21 protein-coding genes are annotated in these 23,615 nt (G+C 64.2%); 8 read left to right on the forward strand and 13 right to left on the reverse strand.

Going from position 1 to position 23,615, the window contains the following annotated elements; all coding sequences use genetic code 11:
* Window positions 1-6 precede the first annotated feature (6 nt).
* Complete coding sequence (locus B0G83_RS26665; protein WP_105510369.1) at window positions 7-939, forward strand: LysR family transcriptional regulator; 933 nt, start codon at window positions 7-9, stop codon at window positions 937-939.
* Window positions 940-1,035: 96 nt separating this feature from the next.
* On the opposite strand, the gene B0G83_RS26670 is transcribed toward B0G83_RS26665, so the two are convergent.
* Window positions 1,036-2,067 carry a sensor domain-containing diguanylate cyclase gene (locus B0G83_RS26670; RefSeq protein ID WP_258168290.1) on the reverse strand — a complete coding sequence of 344 codons (1,032 nt, stop codon included), beginning with the start codon at window positions 2,065-2,067 and terminating at the stop codon, window positions 1,036-1,038.
* A gap of 266 nt (window positions 2,068-2,333) precedes the next feature.
* Between B0G83_RS26670 and B0G83_RS26675 the strand changes: the two genes are divergently transcribed.
* Together B0G83_RS26675 and B0G83_RS26680 are read left to right on the forward strand one after the other, a co-directional pair.
* Complete coding sequence (locus B0G83_RS26675) at window positions 2,334-3,530, forward strand: amidohydrolase family protein (RefSeq protein ID WP_105510370.1); 1,197 nt, start codon at window positions 2,334-2,336, stop codon at window positions 3,528-3,530.
* Between the two features lie 23 nt (window positions 3,531-3,553).
* Window positions 3,554-4,462, forward strand: a complete 909-nt coding sequence (locus tag B0G83_RS26680; protein ID WP_105510371.1) for a LysR family transcriptional regulator — start codon at window positions 3,554-3,556, stop codon at window positions 4,460-4,462.
* Window positions 4,463-4,487: 25 nt separating this feature from the next.
* Here B0G83_RS26680 and phnX read toward each other — a convergent pair whose 3' ends face one another.
* The gene (phnX, locus tag B0G83_RS26685) at window positions 4,488-5,291 is read right to left on the reverse strand and encodes a phosphonoacetaldehyde hydrolase (protein WP_105510372.1); all 804 of its coding nucleotides are present in this window, start codon (window positions 5,289-5,291) and stop codon (window positions 4,488-4,490) included.
* A gap of 52 nt (window positions 5,292-5,343) precedes the next feature.
* Window positions 5,344-6,570, reverse strand: a complete 1,227-nt coding sequence (locus B0G83_RS26690; protein WP_105510373.1) for a 2-aminoethylphosphonate--pyruvate transaminase — start codon at window positions 6,568-6,570, stop codon at window positions 5,344-5,346.
* Window positions 6,571-6,689: 119 nt separating this feature from the next.
* Here B0G83_RS26690 and B0G83_RS26695 point away from each other — a divergent pair, with 119 nt between their 5' ends.
* Window positions 6,690-7,586: a LysR substrate-binding domain-containing protein gene (locus B0G83_RS26695; RefSeq protein WP_105510374.1), complete on the forward strand. Its 897-nt coding sequence runs from the start codon at window positions 6,690-6,692 to the stop codon at window positions 7,584-7,586.
* 37 nt (window positions 7,587-7,623) lie between these two features.
* Here the strand turns inward: B0G83_RS26695 and B0G83_RS26700 are convergent, their stop codons facing one another.
* From B0G83_RS26700 to B0G83_RS26715, 4 genes are all read right to left on the reverse strand, one after another.
* Window positions 7,624-8,376, reverse strand: a complete 753-nt coding sequence (locus B0G83_RS26700; protein ID WP_105510375.1) for a glucose 1-dehydrogenase — start codon at window positions 8,374-8,376, stop codon at window positions 7,624-7,626.
* A gap of 246 nt (window positions 8,377-8,622) precedes the next feature.
* On the reverse strand, window positions 8,623-9,645 hold the full coding sequence (locus B0G83_RS26705; RefSeq protein ID WP_105510376.1) for a histone deacetylase family protein: 1,023 nt from the start codon (window positions 9,643-9,645) through the stop codon (window positions 8,623-8,625).
* A gap of 49 nt (window positions 9,646-9,694) precedes the next feature.
* Window positions 9,695-10,942: a Zn-dependent hydrolase gene (locus B0G83_RS26710; RefSeq protein ID WP_105510377.1), complete on the reverse strand. Its 1,248-nt coding sequence runs from the start codon at window positions 10,940-10,942 to the stop codon at window positions 9,695-9,697.
* A gap of 18 nt (window positions 10,943-10,960) precedes the next feature.
* A complete protein-coding gene (locus B0G83_RS26715) occupies window positions 10,961-12,271 on the reverse strand; it encodes an MFS transporter (RefSeq protein ID WP_105510378.1) in 1,311 nt (436 codons plus the stop codon).
* Window positions 12,272-12,416: 145 nt separating this feature from the next.
* Between B0G83_RS26715 and B0G83_RS26720 the strand changes: the two genes are divergently transcribed.
* Window positions 12,417-13,376 carry a LysR family transcriptional regulator gene (locus tag B0G83_RS26720; protein WP_105510445.1) on the forward strand — a complete coding sequence of 320 codons (960 nt, stop codon included), beginning with the start codon at window positions 12,417-12,419 and terminating at the stop codon, window positions 13,374-13,376.
* A 245-nt stretch (window positions 13,377-13,621) separates the two neighbouring features.
* Here the strand turns inward: B0G83_RS26720 and B0G83_RS26725 are convergent, their stop codons facing one another.
* Window positions 13,622-14,371 (reverse strand): sulfite exporter TauE/SafE family protein, encoded by a 750-nt coding sequence (locus B0G83_RS26725; protein WP_258168293.1) that lies wholly within the window; start codon window positions 14,369-14,371, stop codon window positions 13,622-13,624.
* A gap of 137 nt (window positions 14,372-14,508) precedes the next feature.
* Between B0G83_RS26725 and B0G83_RS26730 the strand changes: the two genes are divergently transcribed.
* Complete coding sequence (locus B0G83_RS26730; protein WP_105510379.1) at window positions 14,509-15,393, forward strand: LysR family transcriptional regulator; 885 nt, start codon at window positions 14,509-14,511, stop codon at window positions 15,391-15,393.
* Window positions 15,394-15,458: 65 nt separating this feature from the next.
* Here B0G83_RS26730 and catA read toward each other — a convergent pair whose 3' ends face one another.
* The 5 genes from catA to B0G83_RS26755 form a co-directional block, all read right to left on the reverse strand.
* The gene (gene catA, locus B0G83_RS26735; RefSeq protein WP_105510380.1) at window positions 15,459-16,367 is read right to left on the reverse strand and encodes a catechol 1,2-dioxygenase; all 909 of its coding nucleotides are present in this window, start codon (window positions 16,365-16,367) and stop codon (window positions 15,459-15,461) included.
* A gap of 84 nt (window positions 16,368-16,451) precedes the next feature.
* On the reverse strand, window positions 16,452-17,585 hold the full coding sequence (locus tag B0G83_RS26740) for a muconate/chloromuconate family cycloisomerase (protein ID WP_105510381.1): 1,134 nt from the start codon (window positions 17,583-17,585) through the stop codon (window positions 16,452-16,454).
* A 214-nt stretch (window positions 17,586-17,799) separates the two neighbouring features.
* Complete coding sequence (locus B0G83_RS26745) at window positions 17,800-18,582, reverse strand: ATP-binding cassette domain-containing protein (protein ID WP_105510382.1); 783 nt, start codon at window positions 18,580-18,582, stop codon at window positions 17,800-17,802.
* On the reverse strand, window positions 18,582-19,520 hold the full coding sequence (locus B0G83_RS26750; protein WP_258168306.1) for an ABC transporter permease: 939 nt from the start codon (window positions 19,518-19,520) through the stop codon (window positions 18,582-18,584). Before B0G83_RS26750 ends, B0G83_RS26745 begins: the two co-directional genes overlap by 1 nt.
* A 59-nt stretch (window positions 19,521-19,579) precedes the next feature.
* A complete protein-coding gene (locus tag B0G83_RS26755; RefSeq protein WP_105510384.1) occupies window positions 19,580-20,677 on the reverse strand; it encodes a sugar ABC transporter substrate-binding protein in 1,098 nt (365 codons plus the stop codon).
* Window positions 20,678-21,052: 375 nt separating this feature from the next.
* On the opposite strand from B0G83_RS26755, the gene B0G83_RS26760 reads away from it, so the two are divergent.
* Window positions 21,053-22,573, forward strand: coding sequence for a diguanylate cyclase (locus B0G83_RS26760; RefSeq protein ID WP_105510385.1), 1,521 nt, complete (start codon window positions 21,053-21,055; stop codon window positions 22,571-22,573).
* Window positions 22,574-22,686: 113 nt separating this feature from the next.
* Window positions 22,687-23,574: a LysR family transcriptional regulator gene (locus tag B0G83_RS26765; RefSeq protein ID WP_105510386.1), complete on the forward strand. Its 888-nt coding sequence runs from the start codon at window positions 22,687-22,689 to the stop codon at window positions 23,572-23,574.
* Window positions 23,575-23,615 lie beyond the last annotated feature (41 nt).

Below are 23,615 nucleotides of genomic sequence, written 5' to 3' on the forward strand. Positions count from 1 at the left end.
CCATTCATGGATCATTTGCAGGCAATCCGCATCTTCGCCCGCGTGGTGGAAACCGGCGGCTTCAGCCGCGCGGCGCAGTCGCTGCACATGCCCAACGCCACGGTCAGCAAGTGGGTCAAATCGCTCGAAGATCACCTCGGCGTGAAACTCCTCGAACGCAGCACGCGCAGCGTCAATGTCACGACCGACGGCGCCGCGTACTACGAGCGCACCCGCCACCTGCTCAGCGAACTTGACGATATCGAGGCGACGCTCGGCCGCGATCGCGCGAGTCCGCGTGGCGCGTTGCGGGTGGATAGCGGCGGCTCGACCGCGAGCGGCATTCTGATTCCGGCGCTGCCCGGGTTTTGCGCGCGTTATCCGGACATTCAGGTGCAATTGAGCGTGACGGACCGCACGGCGGATCTGATCGCCGAGAACATCGACTGCGCGATCCGCAGCACGGCAAACGACCCCGCGCTGGTCACGCAGGCAATCGGCACGCTGCGCTGGGTCACCTGCGCAAGTCCGGCGTATCTGGCCGAACATGGCACACCGTTGCATCCGCAACAGATCGTCGACGACCGTCATGCGGTGGTCAGCTATTTTTCCGCGAGCACCGGGCTGGTCCAGCCGCTGCAATTCGCCGGCGCGGGCGATACCGATGCGGATGCCGACCGCGAGCCCCTCGTGCTCGAAAACGTGCGCAGTCCGGTGATGGTGAGCGAAAGCAATGCGCACCTCGCCACTGCGCTAGCTGGCCTCGGCATTGTTCATACGCTGGATTTCATGGTGCGGCCCGCCATCGCGCGAGGCGAGCTGGTGCCGATTCTGGCGGACTACCGGCGTCCGCCGCTGGAGGTGTATCTCGCGTATCCGCCGAGCCGGCGTTACAGCACGAAACTGCGGGTGTTCGCCGACTGGGTCAAACAGGTTTATGCGGACGTGCAGGAGAGTTGAGCGCGGCGGCGGAGAAGCGCGGCGTTCAGCGCGGATCGCGTTGCCCGAGTCGCGCAAGGCGTAAAGCGTAAGCCGTTAGGCGTTAGGCGCAACGCCCTACGCCATCGTCACCAGATTCCGCCCCGCATGTTTCGACCGGTACAGCGCCTGGTCCGCGCTCGCGAAACCATCCCGATGCGCGGCCCGCGAGCTTTCGTTGATCCGCGTCATCGCGCCGCCCACGCTCACTGTCACCACGCCCAACGGCGACGCGCGATGTTCGATCGCCAGATCGACCACGCCCTGGCGCAACGTTTCCAGCGTGCCCTGCAGCGCCGACGGTTCCGCGTGCAACACCAGCAGGCCGAATTCCTCGCCGCCCATGCGCCCGGCAATGATGCCTTCGCCATCGGACGCGGCCTGCATCACCGACGCCACCTTGCGCAGGCAATGATCGCCCGCCTGATGCCCATACGTGTCGTTGTATTGCTTGAACCAGTCCACGTCGACCACCACCGAACCCATCACGTCGCCGTCGCGTGCTTCTTTCCAGCGGCGCGCAATGCTTTCCAGCAGGAAGCGACGGTTATACAACTGCGTCAGCGGATCGATCGCGGTGGCCGTGCGCATCTTCAAATCGTTTTCGATCATCGCGCGCAAGTGGTAGAACACGCCGCGCTGGCCTTCGTCGAGGCGGCCGGGCGACGGGTCCATCGCGCACAACGCGCCGACGATCTCGCCGTTCGGCGCGCGCAATGCGATCGCCGCGTAAAAGCGCACGAACGGATGACGCTGCACCAGCATGCATTCGCCGAAGCGGGCGTCGTCGTGCGCATCTTCTATAACGAACAGCTCCGCGTCGCGCACCGCGTAGTCCGCGAGCGAGCGCGCACGCGTGACGAGCGGCATCGCCATGCCGACTTCGGCGCGGTAATGCTGGTGTTCCTCGTCGAGCAGCGTGATCGCGGTAATCGCCGCGCCGGTCACGCTCTTCAGAATTTCCGCGGCATGCGTGAAGCACTCGCGCATGACCTGATCGTCATGCAACAACCACTCGATCACCGACGATTCCACCTCGGGTTCGCCCGCGACGGACGGGTCGACCGACATCCGGCTGGACAAACGGTCGTTACTGTAAGCGAGTTGCACGGCTGGGTTCCCGAATTTGATTTGCATGTGTGTCAACGGCATCGATCAACGAAACTTGAGCGCCTGTAACGGTTTGCAACGGGTTTTCGCGGGTCGACAGCGACGCCACCCGGCCGATAGGCCGGCTGCGCCAGGAAGTACAATTCACCCGCCGGACGTGCGCCGCCCTCGTCTGCTCAACAAACAGGCAGCGCACTCTTTCAACAGACCATTGCTTATCGCCGACGCGCGCCCCGGATCACGCGCATCGCAGCCGACCCGCTCCCATGACCTTGACCACCCACGCTTTGCTCATCACCGACGTCCGTCTGACGGACGGCACCCGTGTCGACGTGTCGATCGCCGACGGCCGCATCGCGGCGCTCGGCCCGGACCTGCCGCGCGAGCCCGGTGTGACGCTGGAAAACGGCGCGGGCGCGTTGCTGCTGCCCGGTTTCGTCGAAGGTCATACGCATCTGGATAAAACGCATTGGGGCTTGCCGTGGTATCGCAACGAGGTCGGCCCGAGGCTGACCGACCGGATCGAGAACGAACGACGCTTTCGCGCGCAAGGCGATCACGACGCGGGCAGGCAGTCGCTCGCGCTCGCCCGTGCGTTCGTGCAGGCGGGCACGACGCGTTTGCGCACACACGTGGATATCGATACCGACGCGGGGTTGCGTCATCTGGAAGGCGTACTCGCCACGCGTGACGCGCTGCGCGATGTGCTGGAGATGCAGATCGTCGCGTTTCCGCAGTCGGGCGTGCTTGGCCGTCCCGGAACCGGCGCGTTGCTCGGGCAGGCGCTGGAGGCCGGCGCGGACGTGCTGGGCGCGCTCGATCCCGCGCTGATCGACGGCGATCCGGTGGCGTCGCTCGACCTGACGTTCGCACTCGCGCAGCGTTATCAGAAGCCGATCGACATTCACCTGCACGAGCCCGGCGAAGTGGGCGCGTTCACGCTCGGGCTGCTACTAGAGCGAGTCGCGGCGCTCGGCATGCAAGGGCGCGTGGTGGTCAGCCATGCGTTCTGTCTCGGCGCGCTGCCGGAGCGCGAACGCGACGCGTTGCTCGCGCGCCTCGCCGATCTGCGCGTCGCGCTGTTGACCACGGCCCCCGCTTCCACGCCGGTGCCGCCGCTGAAAACCTGCCTCGAAAAAGGCGTCACGCTGTTCGGCGGCAACGACGGCATACGCGATACGTGGACGCCTTACGGCTCGCCGGACATGCTCGAACGCGCGATGCTGATCGCGATGCGCTACGGCCTGCGGCGCGACGACGAGCTGGCTATCGCGTTCGATTGCGTCAGCACGACGGCAGCGTCAGGTTGTGGCTTCAACGACTACGGGCTGCATGTCGGCGCCCGCGCCGATCTCGTGCTGGTCGACGCGGACACGCTCGCCCACGCCATCGTCGCGCGGCCGCCGCGCAAACTGGTGGTGGCGAATGGCCGGATCGTCGCGCGCCACGCCGCACACGCTTAAACGACACCGCTTTTCGCACTCACATGATCAATCTCTTTCAGGCCATGCAGGCCTTCGTCAAGGTCGCCGACGCGGGCAGCTTCGCGCAGGCCGCCGAGCAACTCAACGTCTCGACTTCCGTGGTGACACGCCACGTGTCGAGCCTCGAAAAACACCTCGGTATCCGGCTGTTCCAACGCACCACGCGCAAGGTCGTGCTGACCGAAGCCGGCGCGGATTACGCGGACGGTTGTCGCGTGGTGATGTCGGAACTGGAAGAAGTCGAATCGCGCGCGACCACCACGTCGAAGGAAGTCGCGGGCGATCTGCGCATCGTGGCGCTCGGCAGTTTCTCGCTGTTTCGGCTCACGCCGCTGTTCGCGGAATATCAGGCGAAGTTTCCGCAGGTGAATCTGCGCGTCACGCTCACCGAGAAACGGGTCGACCTGCTTGAAGGGGGCTTCGATGTGGGGATCGTCACCGAACATATGATCCGCTCGGAGTCGCTGGTAGTGCGGCGGCTGATCAATTCGCACGCGGTGCCGGTGGCGGCGGCCACGTATCTGGCCCAGGCCGGTCAGCCGAAAACGCCCGCCGATCTGGCACGGCACCGCGTGATTGCCGCCGCGCTCGACACCAGTCCGCAGACGTGGGTGTTCAGCCGTAGCGGCAACGGTGACGTTGGCGACGAAGAAAGCGTCGCGCTCGACGCCTCGTTCACCGTCAACAGCATGATCATGCAGAAGCAGGCCACCTTAGGCGCGATGGGCATTGCGCTGTTGCCGCTCGAAATGGTCGCCGACGAATTGCGCAGCGGCAGCCTCGTGCGTGTGCTCGACGACTACGCGGTGACCAACGGCGATGTGGCCGTGTCGCTCGTGTACCCCAGCCGCGAGTTCGTGCCGCGCAAGATTCGCGAGTTCATCGATCTGGCGGTGGGTTTTTTCAACTAGGCGCCCGACTCGCGACACAAACCACTCAGGGCCGCTCGCCACGCTCCATCCGCGCCTCGATGTCATAGACCACCGGCATCAGATCCGCGACGCTGTCGATCACGTAATGCGCGCCGGCCGCCCGCAGCTTCTGGATCGCCGCCTTGCGCCGCGACGCAAATTCAGCCGGCGCGAGCGCCTTGACGTCCTCTTCGGCCATGCCGAACGCGTTGCCGCTCACCGCGACGCCGACCGCCCACGTGCCGCCGTTGAGCCCTTCTTCGATGCCGACTTCGGTGTCGTCCACCTTGATCGCCTCTTTGGCGCGCCACACGCCGAGCGCCGGCAAGGTCTTGTAGATCATGTACGGCGACGGCCGGCCTTCCGGCGTATCGCCGGTACACACGATGCTGTCGGGCGAAAAGCCCTGCGCCGCCGCGCCGGGCACGATCTCGGCCATGATCTCGCGGGTGTAGCCGGTGGTCGTGCCGATGCGGATATCGTCGCCGCGCAGCGCGCTCGCCACGGCCGCCACGCCCGGAATCACCGAGCTGTAGCTCGCCGCCACCGCGATGTTCTTCGGCACGAAGACGTCGTACACGGCGTCGATATCCGCTTCGCCCGGTGCGTGACCATACTTGTCCGCCCACGCCTGCGCGACGCGCGGCAACGCCATCAGCGCCGCGATATGCGGGCGCTTGGCCATGCCCATCGGACCGCGCGCTTCGTCGATGGAAATCGACACGCCGAACTGTTCGAAGGTCTCGACGAAGGCGCCCATCGGCGCGAGAGAACCATAGTCGACCACCGTGCCGGCCCAGTCGAAAATCACCGCTTTGACGTGTTTCATTTCAGTTCGATCCTTTGGTCTTGCCAGAGTATTCCGCCGACATCCGGCGCATTCAGTCCGCGTCCGCCAACGCCTTGCGTTCTTCGAGCGCGGCGGCGGGCGGCTCGGCGCCCGGCACGCCCATTTCTCGCAGCGAGACGGCGCAAGCCCGCACCACGGCCTGCATCACGTGCTCATCCACCTGACCGATACAGCCGATGCGGAAGCTGTCCGCCACCGTCAATTTGCCCGGATAGATGATGAAACCCTGCTGCTTCATCGACTCGTAAAAGCGCTCGAAGCGGAACGACGGATGCGCCGGCGCAAAAAACGTCACGATGATCGGCGAGCGCCAACGCGCGTTCAGCAGCGGTTCGAAACCGAGCTGGCTCATGCCGGCCACCAGCACGTCGCGATTGTTCGCGTAACGCGCGAGGCGTCCAGCCTGACCGCCTTCGATCTTGTGCAGGCGCAGCGCCTCGATAAACGCGGCCACCGTGTGCGTGGGCGGCGTAAAGCGCCACTGCCCGGTGCGGTTCATCACGTCCCACTGGTCGTGGACGTCGAGCGCGAGCGAATGGCTGCGGCCTTTCGCTTCCTGCAACGCGCTTTTACGAGCGATCACGAAGCCGAACCCCGGCACGCCCTCGATACATTTATTCGCCGACGAAACGAAGGCCTCGCACGGAATCCGCCGCACGTCGAGCGGCAGCGCGCCGAACGCGCTCATCGAATCGATCAGCAGCTTGCGGCCCTGCTTCGCGGTGGCCGCCGCGATCTCTTCAATGGGATTGAGAATCCCCGAACTGGTCTCGCAATGCACCGCGACCACATGCGTAATACCCGGATCGGCGGCCAGCAGACGTTCGACTTCGGCGCCGCGCGGCGGCAAATAATCGCCCTTATCGAGGACGGTCGCGGTGCGGCCGAGATAGCCGAGCGTGGTGGCGATGCGTTTGCCGTACGCGCCGTTGGCGAGCACCAGCGCATGGCCGTCGCGCGGAATCAGGCTGCCGAGCATGGCCTCGACGCAATAGCTGCCGCTACCTTGCAGCGGCACGCAATCGTAGTCGCCTGCCGTGTCGCCCGCGATCTCCAGCAGCGCGGCGCGTAACTGCGCGGTCATGACGCGGAAGTCGCCGTCCCACGAACCCCAGTCGCGCAGCATGGCTTCCTTGGTCGAGAGCGCCGTGGTCAGCGGACCCGGCGTTAACAGATAAGGCTCGCCTTTGGCCGGCGCCGCACACGTAAAGGTCGCGGCCGGGGACACTGTGGTGCGACGGTCGATCACGCAAGGCATGGTCGGAAGCTCCGATAACGCTGTTTCGATAGCTCACACAGTAGCGAAACATGACTCATCGGTAAAATCGATATAATCGATGCAGGTATCGTAAAAACTTATCACCCAGCGAGGCACACGTGCAATACGCGCAATTGCGGGCGTTTCATGCGGTCGCGGAACATGGCGGTTTTTCGAAGGCGGCGCAGGCGCTGTCGCTCACGCAACCCGCGGTGTCGGACCACGTGCGGCGGCTGGAGCAGGATTACGGCGTCAAGCTGTTCGAGCGCGGGCCGCGCGGCGTCGACACGACGGAACTCGGTCTGCGTCTGTTCGCGGTGACGCGCCATATGCTGAGTTGCGAGCGCGACGCGCGGCAACTGCTCGAATCGGCCGGCGGGCTGGAATCCGGTTCGCTGTCGATCGTTGCGGACGCACCCGATCTGGCGGTCGCGCTGATCGGCGCGTTTCGCAAGCTGCATCCGGGAATCGTCGTGACGCTGTCGATCGCCAACGCGGCGGATTGCATGCAGCGCGTGCTGTCGAGCGCGGTGGACGCCGCCATTACCGCCGCGCCGCAGGTGCACAGCCGGTTGGAGGCGCGGGTGTTGCGTCGCGATCCGCTGGTGGCGATGGTGCCGGCGCATTATCCGGCGGCGAAGAAGCGCAAGCTGAGCTACGCGGAACTGGTGCGGCAGCCGATGATTTTCCGCGAGCCGCAATCCGTCACGCAACAGTTACTCGAAATCGAACTGGTGCGTGGATCGTTGCAGGTGGAACCGGTCATGTATGTGGACGGCCGCGAGGCGCTTGAAGAAGCGGTTGCGCAAGGCATGGGCGTGGGGGTAATCGCGCGCGCGGAATTCAAGGAATCGCGCCGCATCCGCATGGTCCCGCTGCAGGATTGCCAGGTGCAGATGATCGAATCGCTAACCCGGCTCGCCGAGCGGCCGGGATCGAATCTGCTGGATGCGTTGTTCGCGGTCGAATTGCCGGACACCGGCGCCGCATCTGGCGGGATAGAACAGAGGCGCTGAAACGTTTAGCCCTTCAACGTCTCAGCGCTGCCAGCGCTTAACGCGAGCCGCCGCTCGCAATCAGGCTTTCACCCGTCACCCAGCGCGCGTCGTTCGACGCGAGGAACGTCACCACGTCGGCGATATCGTCCGGCTGGCCGATGCGGCCCAGCGGTGTCGTGCTGAGCGCCCACGCTTCGAATTCGGAATCGGTGCCGGTAATGCCCGCGCTATGCGTGCCTTCCGTCGCGACCATGCCCGGATTCACCGAGTTCACGCGAATCTTGCGCGGACCGAGTTCGCGCGCGAGCACGCCGGTCAGGCCATCCACGGCGCCCTTCGTCGCGGTATAAACCGCGCTGCCCGCGGGCGTGATACGGCTTACCACCGAACTGACGTTGACGATGCTGCCGCCTTCGCCGATATGCTTGACGGCCGCCTTCGTGACCAGCAGCAGACCGAGCACGTTCACGTTGAAGTGCTTATGGAAATGCTCTTCGGTGATCTCTTCGATCGGCGCGAACGCGTACACGCCCGAGTTATTGACCAGAATGTCCAGACGGCCATACGTTTCGACTGCCGTCTCGACAATACTTTCCGCGTCGGCCGCTTTGGACACGTCGCCGCCCACCGCCACCGCCTTGCCGCCCGCCGCGGTGATCGACGCGACGACGTCATCGGCGCCCGCCTTGCTCGACGCGTAGTTCACCACCACCGAAGCGCCTTGCGCAGCCAGCGCTTTCGCAATCGCCGCGCCGATCCCTTTCGATGCGCCCGTAACAACTGCAACCTTACCTGTGAGCCTGCTCATGATCGTTTCCTTTGAATGGGTTTCGCGCCGGCCAGATGCCGCGAAGAGTCGCGGCACTGACGCCGATGAAGCCTGAAATGCCGTGGCGCTGTCACTGGAGACAATGTAGAAAGGTTGGGCTCGGGGATAAAGCGGCTGCGGACGAACAGATACGTCGGTTGAGCCGAACAATCGGAATTGGAATCGGAATGGGGATGGCGCGGCGTTATTCGCCGCGCCCGGAAAAATGTTATCGATCCGCTTACATTAACGCGTCGAAGCGAAGCCGCCGAAGAACGAGCGCGCGTTCGCCTCCAGCGTTTCGATGTGGTAACCGCCTTCCTGCACGATCAGCGTGGGTAGTTTCAATCCGCCGAGCTTGCGGCCCAGTTCGCCGAAACCTTCGGTCGTGACCGCCACCATCGCTTGCGGGTCGTCCTTGTAGATGTCGAAACCGAGCGCGAGCACCAGCACATCCGGCTGAAAACGCGCGAGCGCGCCCAGCGCCGTGTCGAGTTGCTCGAAGAACACCGCTTCCGGCGAGCCGTGCGGCATCGGCAGATTGATGTTGTAACCCTCGCCTTGCGCCATGCCGCGTTCGTCTTCGAAACCCGCGACCACCGGATAGAAATTGGTCGGGTCGCCATGAATCGACACGTACAGCACGTCGTCGCGGCCGTAAAAGATCTCCTGAATTCCCTGCCCGTGATGCATGTCGGTATCGAGAATCGCCACGCGTGCGTACTGCCGGCGCAGCGCCTGCGCTGCCACGGCCGCATTGTTCAGATAGCAGAAACCGCCGGCCGCCTCGGCGCGCGCGTGATGCCCCGGCGGACGGCACAGCGCATACGCTTCGCCCGCGCCGTCGAGTAGCGCGTGCGCGCCGGCCAGTGCGCTTTGTGCGGACCAGTAGGCGGATTCATACGTATGCTGGCCGACTGGGCAACTCCCGTCGGCGAGATAACGCGCGGCTTGCGCGAGCACGCCGCGCAGCGGATTGTTCTCGCGGATATACACGTTCGACATCACTTCGTCGCCCCACTCCGCGGGCATCTTTTTCCACTCGCGGTGCGCTTCTTCGAGAAAGCGCAGATAGGTCATGCCGTGCACGGCAGCGAGTGGCGCGCTGCCGAAATCGGCCGGCTCGCGCACGTCGAAGCCGAGTGTTTTCGCTGCCTCGACGAGCCGCAAGGCGCGCTCGGGGACTTCTTGCGGCGTACGCATCTGGCCGCGCGACAGGTAGCTGCGCGGATGATGCTTCAACTGCGTCGGATGAAAAAATGTCTGCATCGTTCGATTCCCTGGTTCAAGCGGGTTCACGCTTTCAGATGTCTCAGGCTCAGGCGGCCACTGGCGCGGCGACTTTCGCGCGCGCCAGCACCGCATGGAGCAACACGTTCGCGCCGGCGGTGACATCGGCGGGCAACGCGTCTTCGGCTTCGTTGTGCGAGAGACCATTCACGCACGGAATGAAGACCATCGCGGTCGGCACGTGGCGCGCCAGATGAATCGCATCGTGCCCCGCACCGCTGACAATACGCTCATACGTGTAGCCGAATTGCCGCGTGGCGTCCTCGACAAGCGCCACGCACGCCGGATCGAACGGCGTGGCGGGACTCGTCCAGCAGGTCGAGATCGACGCTTGCACACCCCGCTGCGCAGCGATGCGTTCGAAAGCCGCGCGCACGTCGCGTGCCATGGCGTCGATCCTGGTGTCGTCGGGATGACGCAGGTCGACGGTGAACGAAACCTTGCCCGCGATCGTATTGCGCGACGAATTCGGCACGTTGATCTGGCCGATCGTCACCAGCCCGTGAGGCGCGTAGCGCCCGGCGAGCGCTTCGAGTTCTAGCGCCATGGCCGAGGCCGCGAAGAACGCGTCCTTGCGGTAAGGCATCGGCGTGGTGCCCGCATGGGCGGCGACGCCGGTCACGTCGACATCGAGCCAGCGGATCGACTGCCCGCCGGTGACGACGCCAATCGGATGAGCGTGGCTTTCGAGAATCGGCCCCTGTTCGATATGCGCTTCGAAATAGGCGTCGACATCGTCTGTCGTGAGTTTTTTGGCGTCACTCCGACAGCCGCATGCGTCGAGCGCCTCGGCGAGCGTCACGCCTTGCGCGTCCTGCGTGCGCAACGCGTCGGCCAACGGCGTCGCGCCGACGAACACGGCGGAGCCCAGCATCGCGGGCGTGAAGCGCGCGCCTTCTTCGTTGGTCCACGACACGACCTCGATCGGATGCTGCGTGTGGATCCCCTGCTCATTCAGCGAGCGCACCACTTCGAGACCGGCCAGCACGCCATATACCCCGTCGAAACGGCCACCTTCCGGTTGCGTGTCCAGATGGCTGCCGATCAGGATCGGCTTCGCATCCGCCTCGGTACCTTCACGACGCGCGAACAGGTTGCCGACCTCATCGGTGCGCATCGTCATACCGGCGGCTACGCACCATTCGGCGAACAGCGCGCGGCCGCGGCGATCCTCGTCCGTCAGCGCGAGCCGGCGCACGCCGCCACGCGCGGTCGCGCCCACTTGCGCCATCTCTATCAAACTCGCCCACAGGCGTTGTCCATCGACTTTCAGCATTGCGTTTTCCTCTTCGATTCAACGTGCGGGCAGCGCTTCGGGCGCATCCGCGCGCCGGTGCCTGAGCGCGTCCAGCGCAACGATGCACGACAGTGAAATGCCCGCGAGACACGTATAAAACACCGCCAGCGGCCACCATTGCCCCACGAATCGGTGCGCGAGCCAGGTGCCCGCGAGCGGCGTCAAACCACCGGCTATCGCGCCGCACACCTGGTACGACAATGAAATCGCCGAATAGCGCACGCGCACCGGAAACACACCGCTGACAAAACCTGCAATCACCGAATAGAAGCTCGCCATGCACACGACCGCCAATGCGATGCCAATAATCATCGCGCCGCGATTGCCGCTCTGCACCAGCGTAAACATCGGATACGGCGACAGCATCGCCGCAAACGCCGCGAGCTTCAGGAAACGCGCGGCGCCGAGTTTTTCCGCGAGCAAAGCGGCGAGCGGCTGCGCCAGAAACTGGATGATGGCCACCGCGAACAGGCAATCGAGAATCAGCGATTTCGACACGCCGATGTTTTGCGTGGTGTACGAAATCATGAACGTGTTGGTGAAATACACGCCGGCAATCCCGATCGTATTCGCGCCGATACACAATGCGACGAGCGCGCCGGACGAGCGGAACACTTCGGCGATCGGCAACTCGACGGTGCGCTTCGCCGCTTTCTCGCGTGCGAATTCGGGCGACTCGTTCACGCCCATCCGGATGAAAATGCCGACCGCGAGCAGCACCGCGCTCGCCAGAAACGGCAGGCGCCAACCGTAGGCCAGAAAATCGTCGTGCGGCATGGAGGTCACGGCGCGAAACGCGATCAGCGACAGGATCAGACCGGCCGGGCTGCCCAATTGCGCGAACGACGCGAAGAACGTGCGCCGCCCTTGCGGCGCGTGCTCGCCCGCCATCAGCACCGCACCGCCCCATTCGCCGCCCACCGCGACGCCCTGCACCACCCGCAGCAACACCAGCAGCACGGGCGCGAGCATGCCGACCTTCGTATAGGACGGCAGCAGACCGACGCACACGGTCGCCACGCCCATCATCATCAGCGTGGTCATCAGCGCCTTCTTGCGGCCGATGCGGTCGCCCAGGTGGCCGAAAATCACACCGCCTAGCGGCCGCGCGAAGAAGCCGACCGCAAAGGTCGCGAACGACGCCATCGTGCTGACGAACGGATCGTGCGACGGGAAATACAACTCGCCGAATACCAGCGCGGCGGCCGTGGCATAGATATAAAAGTCGTACCACTCGATCATGGTGCCGATGAAAGCGGCGCTGGCCGCTCGCACGGGCTGGCGAGTCGGGGCGGTCGAAGGGTTCATGGCGGCTCCTCAGTTGTTACCGGATGGGTATCTGTCGAGGGCTTTTATCGCCATCCATAAAACATTAGTCAAATTTCGGTTTATTATCTTGACTATAAATTTGGCTAATACCTAACCGGCTCGCCGGGAGTCACCCATGACCCAATTGCGCGCGGACGTGACGCGTTTTCTGAACGACCGGCTCGACTGGAACCTGTTGCGCACTTTCCTCGTCATCATGCAGGAGCGCAGCGTGAGCCGTGCCGCAGCGCGTTTGCATCTCACGCAACCCGCGGTCAGCCAGGCGCTCAAGCGGCTCGAAGACACGCTCGGACGCACGCTGATCCAGCGCCGTGGCCCGCATTTCGAACCCACGCGCGCCGGTGAGGAGGTGTATCGCATCGCCAGCGATATCTACGGTCACATGTCGCGGCTCGAAACCGAACTCGACGACCGAAGCGACGACATCACCGGTTCGATTCGCCTCTTGACCGTGAGCCGGATCGACTCGGGCGTCTACGACGAATTCCTCGCGGAATTCCACAAGAGCTATCCTCGCGTGGATTTGCAGATCGAGGTGATGCGTTCGTCCGACATCATCTCGTCGCTGCTGCAAAAGACCGCGACCGCCGGGCTCGGGTTGTGCCGTACGCCGGTCGACAAACTCGAACAGCGCTGTTTTCTGCGGCAACGGTATGCGCTTTTCTGCGGCCGGCATCATCGGCTGTTCGGGCGGCATGCGCTGTCGGTCGATCAGTTGCTGGCGGAAAATTTCGTGTCGTTCACCAGCGACCAGATCGGCGACAGCCTGTCGCCGCTCACGGTGTTTCGCGATCAGCGCGGCTTTACCGGGCGCATCGTGGCCGCGTCGCCGAGCCTCGACGAAGTGCGGCGGCTGATTTTCGCGGGCTATGGTATCGGTTGCTTGCCGGAGCACATCGTGCGCGACGATCTCGCGCAACAGCGGCTGTGGCGGCTGCCGCCCGACGAAGGTCTGGTCGATGTCGATATCGATCTGTTGTGGCTGCGCGCGCGCAAGATGAATGCGGCCGAGCGAGTGTTTCTCGATGGGATGGAGCGCACGATGCAGCGCTATGCGCTGCCGGAGCGGCTCGCGCCGCGTTGAGCGAAAACTGCGCGCTGTTGCAGCGTTTTTCGGCGCTTCGGCGCTTTCCCGCTTTCCCGCTTTCCCGCTTTCCCGCTTTCCCGCTTCACCGTTTCACCGCTTCACCGCTTCACCGCTTCACCGCTTCCCGCGCAGAAACGCAATCTGCGCGGCCACGCTAGCCAGCACCGCCAGCGCGCCCAACGTATCCAGAATAATGGGCCACACGTTCACACCTCGCCTTTGCATTGACCATGGGTTATGAGTTAAACGAGCGCGCGTGCCATGAGTTGAATACCGAGCACGAGGAGGCAAATAAAGAAACATCGGCGGAAGGTCTCCGCACTGATGCGCCCACGCACCCGCTGCCCGATCCACATGCCCAGCAGCGCGGGGACCACCGCGAACAGCGACTCGCGCAGATCGTCGACGGCGAACGCGTGCTCGCGTGCCAGACCGATTGCGAGCGCGATGGTCGATACGGTGAAGGAGAGCCCAAGCGCCTGCACCATGTCTTCCTTCTTCAACGCGAGACCCTGCAAATAAGGCACCGCCGGCACCACGAACACGCCGGTGCCGCCAGTGATCACCCCCGTCACCGCGCCGATAGCCGGCGACAGCCAGCGTTCGTGCCGTGCCGGCACCGAGAACCGCCACGCCAGCAAACCGGCAGCCGCATAGAGCGACAACGCGGCGCCCAGCCCGACCACGGCCCATACCCCGCCACCGCCCGCAATGAACGACGAGGCCGCGATCGTACCGGCGACAATGCCCAGCATCATCGGCCAGAGACGTCTGAGCAGCACGCCGACGTTCGGCCCCGCGACCAGTTGCCAGACATTCGTGACGAACGACGGCAACAGCAGCATCGCGGCCGCCTGGGCGGGCAGCATCAGCGTGCCGAGCACGGCCATCGCGACGGTCGGCAGCCCCATGCCGGTCACGCCCTTGACGAAGCCGGCCAACACGAACGTCGCGGCCACCACGCCCGCACGCATCGCAAACGAAGAGATCATCGGAGAGTGTCCGGGAAGCGATGTCGGCGATTTTCGCTTGCCTCAAAACCGTCCACAATGCGTAAGATACGTACCGTGACTTAGGCTAGGACTAAGGCTGAACTTTGGCCGCCCGTCCTCGATTACCACGCTCCTCCATGCGCTTCGATCTCATCGACCTACGGCTGTTTCTCTACATCCTCGAAACCGGCAGCATTACCCACGGCGCGGCGCGCGCGAACCTGTCGCTGCCGTCGGCGAGCGCGCGGCTGCGCGGCATGGAGGACACGCTCGGCATGCCCCTGCTCGAACGCGGCCGGCGCGGTGTGGAATCCACGCCGACCGGCGACACGCTCGCGCATCACGCACGGCTCGTGCTCGGCCAGATCGAGCGAATGCAGGGCGAACTCGGCGAACATCAGGAAGGCCGCAAGGCCTGTATTCGCCTGTGGACCAACTCGGCGGCGATCACCGAATTCCTGCCGTCGCCTATCGGCCGCTTTCTGCGCGATCACCCGAACGTGCAGATCGATCTGAAGGAACGTCAAAGCAGCGAGACGGTGAAAGCGGTGCTGACCGGTGTGGCGGAGATCGGCATCATCTCCGATGCGGTCGAGCATGGCGCGTTGCAGACGCTGCCGTTCGCGGTCGACAAACTGGTGCTGATCGCGAGCCGCGACGACCCGCTCGCGCAGTTGGCCAGCACCACGCTGGCGGAGGTCGCCGGGCGGGAATTCATCGGCCTGAGCGCGGACAGTGCACTACAGGCCTATCTCGGCGAGCGCGCGCTGATGGCCGGCCGCACGCTCAGTTTCCGCGCCCACATGCGGACCTTCGACGGCGTCTGCTGCATGGTCGAGCAAGGCGCCGGCATCGGCATCGTGTCGGCCGCGGCGGCGCAGCGCTATCGCGGCACGCCCGGCATCGGCACGATCGAACTCGCCGATAGCTGGGCGACCCGCCAGTTGCTGATCTGCATGCGCGACCGGGACGCGATGCCGCGCGCGGAGAAGGCGCTGGTGGAGCATCTGGCGGGGCTTTGACGGCGCACGTTTGAGACCGCTCGTTTTGAGGCCGCTCGTTCTAGCGCATCACACGTTTCAACGCATCACGCTTCAGCGCGCACACGCTCCACGTCGGCATCCGGCAGGTTGTCGCGTTCCTTGAACAGCGTGAAGTCGAAATCGATCAGCGCGAACCGGCCCGCCACGTCATACGCCTGACCGTCCGCCCCTTCGGCCTGTTTAACGGCCGGCACGAGACCCTCGCGCGTGGCGAACGCAAAGTCGTCCCACAGATACGGGTCACCGTCGATATTGATCTGCGTGGTCAGCTTGCGAAAACCCGGCGCGGAAATAAAGAAGTGGATATGTGCCGGACGATGCCCATGCCGGCCCAACTGGTCGAGCAGCAATTGCGTCTGACCTTGCGGCGGCACGCTATACCCTACCGGCACGACGCTGCGGAAGCTGTACTTACCTTCGGCGTCGGTACGAATGGAGCGGCGCAGATTGAAGGCCGGCTGCGATTTGTCGAAGTACGAGTAATTGCCGAGATGGTTCGCGTGCCACACCTCGACCAGCGCATGAGCCAGCGGCTGGCCACCTTCGCCGAGCACGCGGCCGCGCATCACCAGCGTCTGGCCCGGATCCGTGCCATCGTCGAGCCGCGCATGGCCTTCCGACAGCGGCGCACCCGCCACATACAACGGACCTTCGATCGTGCGTGGCGTGCCGCCCTCGATACCCGCCTTCGCCTCGGCTTCATCCAGACGCAGATCGAGAAAATGCTCGAAGCCGAGACCCGCGGCTAGCAGACCCAGTTCGCCGCTCTTGCCGGCTTCGCCGAGATAGTTCAGTGCGGTCCAGAATTCGTCGGGCTGCACGTCGAGGTCTTCGATCGTATGGAACAGATCGCGCACGATCCGGTGGACGATCTGCTTCGCGCGCGGATTGCCCTCGCGGGTGGCGCTGTCGTTGATCTTTTGCAGCAGGGCGTCGATGGCTTGCGGGTTCATGGGGTATCTCCTTCGTTTGATGGTCGGGATGGCTAGCGGGTGAGCCTTCCGTGCGGACGGGTGCGGGTCGCGCCGGCCGGGGCGCTAATACGTAGCGCGCCGCAGGCGCTCGATCTTGTCCCAGTCGAGCGCGATGCCGAGACCGGGACCATCGGGCAGATGCAGCGCGAAGTTCTCGTAGCGCAGCGGTTCGGTGAGAATTTCTTCGGTGAGCAGCAAGGGGCCGAACAGTTCGGTGCCCCACTTCAGTTCGTCAAACGTGCTGAAGAGTTGTGCGGAGGCCATCGTGCCCACCGCGCCTTCGAGCATGGTGCCGCCGTAGAGGTCGAGATGCGCGGCCGATGCGATCGCGGCGACTTGCGCCGCGCCGGCCAGACCGCCCGACTGCGCGATCTTCACCGCGAAGACGTCGGCGGCTCGCGCGCTTGCGAGAGCGAAGGCATCGGCGGGACCGTGCAGCGCTTCGTCGGCCATGATCGGCACGATGGCGAGATCGGTCAGGCGTTTGAGGCCGGCGCGGTTGTGTGCCGCGATCGGCTGCTCGATCAGCGTCACGCCTGCGTCGGCGAAACGGCGCGCGGCCCAGATCGCCTCGGTTTCGCTCCATGCCTGATTCACGTCGACCCGCACTTCGCCGCGGCCTTCGAGCGCGCGCCCGATCGCGACGACATGCGCGACGTCGTCGGCCAACGCGCGCGCGCCGATCTTCAGTTTGAAAATGCGATGCCGTTTGGCCTCGTAGACGCGCGCGGCTTCGTCGATATCGCGCTGCGTGTCGCCGCTCGCGAGCGTCCATGCCACTTCGACGGCATCCCGCACGCGGCCGCCGAACAGTTCCGACAAAGGCACGCCGAGGCGCTGCGCCTGCGCGTCGAACAACGCGGTTTCGAGCGCGGATTTCGCAAAGCGGTTGCCCTGAAACAGCGTGCGCACGGTTGCCATCGCGGCGCCTGGGCGCGTGGCGTCCAGCCCCTTGAGCAGGGGCGCGAAATAGGTGTCGAGATTGATCTTGATGCTCTCGGGGCTCTCCTCACCATACGCGAGGCCGCCAATGGTCGTGCCCTCACCGACGCCGACGATCCCGTCCGCGCAACGAACGCGCACCAGCACGAGGGTCTGGCAATTCATCGTCGCGACCGAGAGGCGGTGCGGGCGAATCGTCGGCACGTCGACGAGGATCGTCTCCACGCTGTCGATCTTCACGGGTGCGGTTGTCATGCGTTGTCCTCCTGAATCGTGCAACTGAGGACACCATGGTAGAAACAAATCCGTGCAGCCGTCCAACACCGATTCCGACTACTTTCATACCTTGGCGGTATGGAAGGCGAAGCGTCTGACGAGAGAGCGTTTCAGGCCGAATGACGGGATGACGGAATGACGCCACGTTGGCGCAGCGTTTAGAACTGCGTTTGGCACCACCCGCAAGCCGGAATCACTGCGCAGTGCCGCGCATTTCCCGATACTCGCGCCGCACGATCTCCATCAGTTCCGCCACCGACGTGCTGGCCGCTTCCCGCTGATAGGTCACGCGGCCGCGCTGCATCAGCATCACGCGATCGGCGATATCGAGCGTCTGCGCGTAGTTGTGCATGATCATGACGATCGAGAGGCCGCCCTTCTCCTTCAACCGTAAAATCAGGTCGATGATCAGCCCGGCCTCGCGCGCGCCCATGGCCGCGAGCGGTTCGTCGAGCAGCAGAATCCGTGCATTGGAATTGACCGCGCGCGCCACCGCGATCGCCTGGCGCTGCCCACCGGAAAGCTGCTCGACCGGCAGATCCACCGAAGGCACGTGCACGCCGATCTCGTCGAGACATTCGGCGGCACGCGCGCGCATTGCGCGATTGTTCAACAGCCGGAACGGACCCCGGTGGATGATCTCGCGATTCAGAAACATGTTGTGATAGATGCTCAGCGAGTTCGCCAGCGCGAGGTCCTGATACACGCATTCAATCCCCAGCGAGCGCGCGTGGTCGACCGAGCGAAGCAGCGTTTCCTCGCCATGCACGAAGAGTTTGCCGCTGGTCTGCTGGTGAAAACCGGTCAGAATCTTGATCAGTGTCGACTTGCCCGCGCCGTTGTCGCCCAGCACGCCGAGTATTTCGCCCTGCCTGAGCGTCAGGCCCACGCCGTCGAGTGCCGTGACCGCGCCGAAACGCTTGACGATGTCCTCGCCGCGCAGCGCTTCGGGTGGCACTTCGGGCGGCGTCGCCATCACAAGTCTCCTTTGCGCGCGAGCCGAACCACGTGGATATTGAAAATCATCGCGGCCAGAATCGCGGCGCCGAGAATCATGTTGAACGTAAACGCATTGATGCCGATCAGCGTGAAGCCGTCGTTGAGAATTCCCAGCACGGCCGCGCCGATCAGACCGCCGATGATCGTGCCCGAGCCACCGGCCAACGGCGTGCCGCCGATCACCGCCGCGGCGACCGCGAGGAACATGATCTGGTTGCCACCCGCCTGCGGATCGATCGAGGTAATCCGGAAGCCTTCGAGAATCCCCGTGAAGCCCGCGAGCACCGCCGCGATCACGAAGTTGCCCAGTTTCAGGCGCCGAACGTGAATGCCGGCCTCGCTCGCGCCGAGCGGATTCGCGCCGCCGGCAATGGTGTGCAAGCCCCAACGGGTATGACGTAACAGCACATGCATGATGGCCGCGATCGCGACCGTCCAGATGATTTCGCTGTAGCCCCACGCGCCCATGAAGGCCGCGAAATTCGCACTGTCCGGCGGCGATACCGGCGTGCCGCGCGAGATCGTCAACGTGAAGCCGTTGACGAAAAAGAGCGTACCGAGCGTGGTGACGAACGAAGGAATGCGCAGATACACCGTCACCGCACCGTTGATCAACCCCACCAGCGACGCCGCCAGCAGACCGGCAAGCAATGCGGCCCACACCGGCAGACCGGCTTCGGCCGCGAAGTGCATGATGAACGGCGCGAACGCGAACACCATGCCGGCGGACAGATCGATCTCGCCGCCTATCATCAGCATGATTTCGCCGAACGCGATGAGCGCCACCGGCGCGATGAATTGCGACAGGTTTTCCAGGCTCGCGCCGGTCAGCAGGAAGTCATGATTCGCGGTTTCGAAATAGGCGCACAGAATCAGCGCCACCGCGAGAATGCGTATCTCGCTGGAACGCCAGATGCGCCTCGACCCGAAGCGCCGGCGTTCGCGCGAAGCCGAGGCGTCCGTCGCGGACGACGTCACCCTTTGATCCCGCCGGTATGCGGCACGATCTGCGGCTTGGTGCTCTTGCCTTCGTAACGCGTCGCGGTGCTCAGATACGGATCGACCGTGCCCTTGGTGACGAATTTCAGACCCGTGTTCACGTTCGCCGGCCCCACCAACCCGCCGGACGCGAGAAACACGAAGGCCTGTACCACGGTGTAGAAACCTTGCACGTACGGCTGCTGGTCGATCGTGAAGTCGAGAAAGCCGTCGTGGATCAGCTCGACCGTGCGCGGCAACAGATCGAAGCCGCCGCCATGCACGCCCTTGGACGGCAGATTCGACGCCTTCATCACTTCGGCCACGCCTTGCGTGCTGCCCGCGTCGACGGCGAACATACCCTTCAAGTCCTGATGTCCCAGATAGAAGGATTTGATCTTGGAGAGTTCTTCGTTGACTGTGGCGCCGGTCGCGATGGTCTGCACGTCGATCTTCTTGCCGGATTTTTTGATCGCGGCAACCGCGCCGTCGAGTCGCGGCTGAATGTTCAGTTGTCCCGGCGTGGCGATAAAGAGCGCGACCATGCCGCTATCGATCAGGCTCGCAATACGCTCGCCCATCTGATACCCGGACAGATACAGATCCTGGCCGATATACGCGAGTCGTGGATTGGAGGTGCCTTGCGGCGCATCGGCGTTATAGGCGAACACCGGAATGCCGGCGTCGAGCGCGGCCTGGATCGGTTTGTCGAAGGCTTTCGGGTCGACGATCGGCACGGCGATCGCGTCCGCCTTGCCGGCAATGGCCGCGTTGACCGCGTTCACCATTTCGGCGATATCCGCATTCGCGGAACCGGTCCATTGGTAGTCCATGCCGAGTAACGCCGTGGCGTCCTGAATGCCGTATTGCGTCGGCACGAAGAAAGGATTCGTCGTGACGTGATTGACGAAAACGATCTTCCAGCGCTTGTGATCCGGAAACGGTCCGCCTTCGGCCGCCCGCGCCGTCTGGGTCGCGGTCAATCCGCCGCCAAGCAGCGCCAGCGCCGCGCCGAGGCCCGCGCCTTGCAGCAGTCCGCGGCGTGTAGGTTGTACGTCGCCGTGGTCGTGCTTGTCGCCCTGTTCGTCCGCCATGTCAGTCTCCAGTCGTTCAGTTATGGAATAACTCGCTGTGTGCATGACGGCGCTGGCCAGGAAAGCGCCGGTGCCGGGCTCCACCACACCCACAAAATCCGTGTGCATGCGCGTGCGCCAGACAACCCCGAACAAAATGCTATATCACGAACTTTTGCCCTTTAATCGATGTATACCCTGAACTTGTTAGATGATTCAGGAGCACGTTTACCGTTAGCCGACGACCGCCTTAAACAAACGCGAACAGGCGGTTTAAGCCTGATACCATGAGCACCGCATCAGTGAAGCGGGATGCCCGGCAGACCCTGCCGCAGCAGTGTCCTCCTGACGATCGACCCGGCGTCGCCAAAGCCGGGCTTGCGTGGTCCGATAAAGATGATAAGAACGGAAAACGATCTGCTTGCGAGCTTCCGGGAGCTCGTCACGCGGAAATTCGCGTCGTCGTCGCTGCTCGTGGCGGCATGCGGCGCGGTGATCGCGATCGTGATGGTCGGGTTATGCGGAATCGTGCTTTACCAGAGCCGCCAGGACACGCTCGATCACACGCGCGACACGTTGCGCGATATCGCGCTGATCGCCGAGCGCGACATCGAGCGCAATTTCGAACTCTACGATCTGTCGCTGCAAGCCGTGGTCGACAACGTCAAGGACCCGGAGGTCATGGCGCTGTCGCCGAGAATGCGCCGCGAGGTGTTGTTCGACCGCGCGGCCAGTGCCAAATATCTGGGCTCGATCCTCGTGCTCGATGCGCACGGCACTATCCTGATCGATTCCGGCAGCGACGTGCCGCGCCAGGGCAATTTCTCCGACAGAAAATACTTCACGATTCACCGCGACAATCCGCATATCGGCACCTATGTCAGCGATCCTTACGAGTCGCGTTTGAGAGGCGGTTCGCCGAGCATCGCGCTGACCCGGCGCATTTCGAATCCGGACGGCTCGTTCGGCGGTATCGTGCTGCTCGCGGTCAACCTCGAATATTTCCACGCGCTGTTCGCGGGGCTTTCGCTCGGGCCGCACGGCTCGCTGTCGCTGATCGGCAAGGACGGCGTGATGGTGATGCGCCAGCCTTACGATCACAAGATCGTCGGTCGCGATATCCGTAACGCCAGCACCTTCCGTCATTTCATGGCCGCCAACGAAGGCAGTTTCGAGGACACCGCGTCGATCGACGGCGTTCGGCGCCTCTACTGGTTCCGCAACTTTCCCACCACGCCGCTCATCATCATGGCTGCCGCCGCGGAAGACGACATCTACGCGAACTGGCGCCGCCGAGCGCTGACGATCGGTTCGCTGATGGTCGTGTTCGGCTCGGTGTTCATTGGCTTGACCTCGCTACTCGGCATCCAGTTGCGGCGGCGCATGCGCGCGGAGTCGGAATTACGCCTGCTGGCGCGCACCGACGGTCTAACGGGGTTGAACAATCGCCGCAGTCTCGGCGAGATTCTCGACACGGAATGGCGCCGCGCCAAACGCAACCGCTGCATGGTGTCGCTGCTGTTCGTCGATATCGACCGCTTCAAGTCGTACAACGATACCTACGGCCACCAGGCCGGCGACGACGCGCTGGCCGCCGTGGCGCGCTGCATTACCGACAGCATCCGGCGGCCGGCGGATACCGCCGCGCGTTACGGCGGCGAGGAATTCATCGTCGTGCTGCCCGATACGCCGCCGGAAGGCGCAACGGAGATCGCGGAGCGGATTCGCAACGCCATTTCCGAATGCGCGATCGAGCACGCCGGCAGTGAATATGGACGCGTGACGGCGAGTATCGGCGCGGTTAGCTGCGAACCGGAGCGCGATGACGAAGTCACCGCCGTAATCAAGGCCGCCGACGAGGCGCTCTACGACGCCAAGGCAAGCGGGCGCAACAAGGTGTCGCTGTCGCGTGTGTAGCGGTTGAAATTCAGGCACGCGTGACGGCACCCGGCAGCGCGCACATCCATCACATTGTGATGGATAGGCGGCGACGGTGGGTCATGCGGCGCTCCTCTCCCTCAGGGACCGGCATGGAACTTCGTCAGTTGCGTTACTTCATCGCGGTCGCGGAAGAAATGAACATCACGCGGGCGGCGAATCGTCTGCATATGACGCAGCCGCCGCTTAGCCGCCAGATCCAGCAGATCGAGGAAAGCGTCGGGCTGCCGCTGTTCGAACGCGGCGCGCGGCCGTTGCGGCTCACGGAAGCCGGACGGATTTTCTACGCCCAAGCCAAACGCCTCGTCGACGACGCCGACGAACTCGCGCCGCTCACCCGGCGTCTCGCGCAACTGGCCGAACGCATCGTGATTGGTTTCGTGCCGTCGACGCTATACGGCGCGCTGCCCGCCGTGATCCGCGCGTTTCGCGAGGCCGCGCCGCATATCGAGTTGTCGCTGATCGAAATGTTTACGATCGAGCAGCTCGGCGCGCTCAAGGGCGGCCGGATCGACGTGGGCTTCGGCCGTCTGCGGTTCGACGACACGCAACTGGCGCGCGAGGTACTCGTCGAGGAACGGATGATCGCCGCGCTGCCGCAGGGCCATCCGCTTGCGAGGCAGAAGAAGGCGGTGACGCTCGCCGCGCTCGCGGCGGAAACCCTGATCGTCTATCCGAGCACGCCGCGGCCGAGCTACGCGGACCAGCAACTCTCCGCGCTGCACGATCACGCGCTGGAGCCGAAAGCGATTCACGAGGTGCGTGAACTGCAGACCGCTCTGGGCCTGGTGGCCGCGCAGGTGGGCGTGTGTCTCGTGCCGGAAAGCGTGGAAGGCTTGCGCGCGCATGGCGTGGTGTATCGACCGATTCCGGCGGCCAACGTGGTCTCGCCCATCATCATGAGCCGCCGCCTGCAGGACGAATCGCCGGCGACCACGCTGCTCTGTTCGCTTGCGCGCGAACTGTTCAGAAAGGGCTGAGGCGACGTTCGCGTCACAAGGTGGACCAAGCCAACGCCCTG

Origin of the sequence: Paraburkholderia sp. BL21I4N1, assembly GCF_002973525.1 — a bacterium.
In the GTDB taxonomy this organism is placed as follows: Bacteria; Pseudomonadota; Gammaproteobacteria; order Burkholderiales; family Burkholderiaceae; genus Paraburkholderia.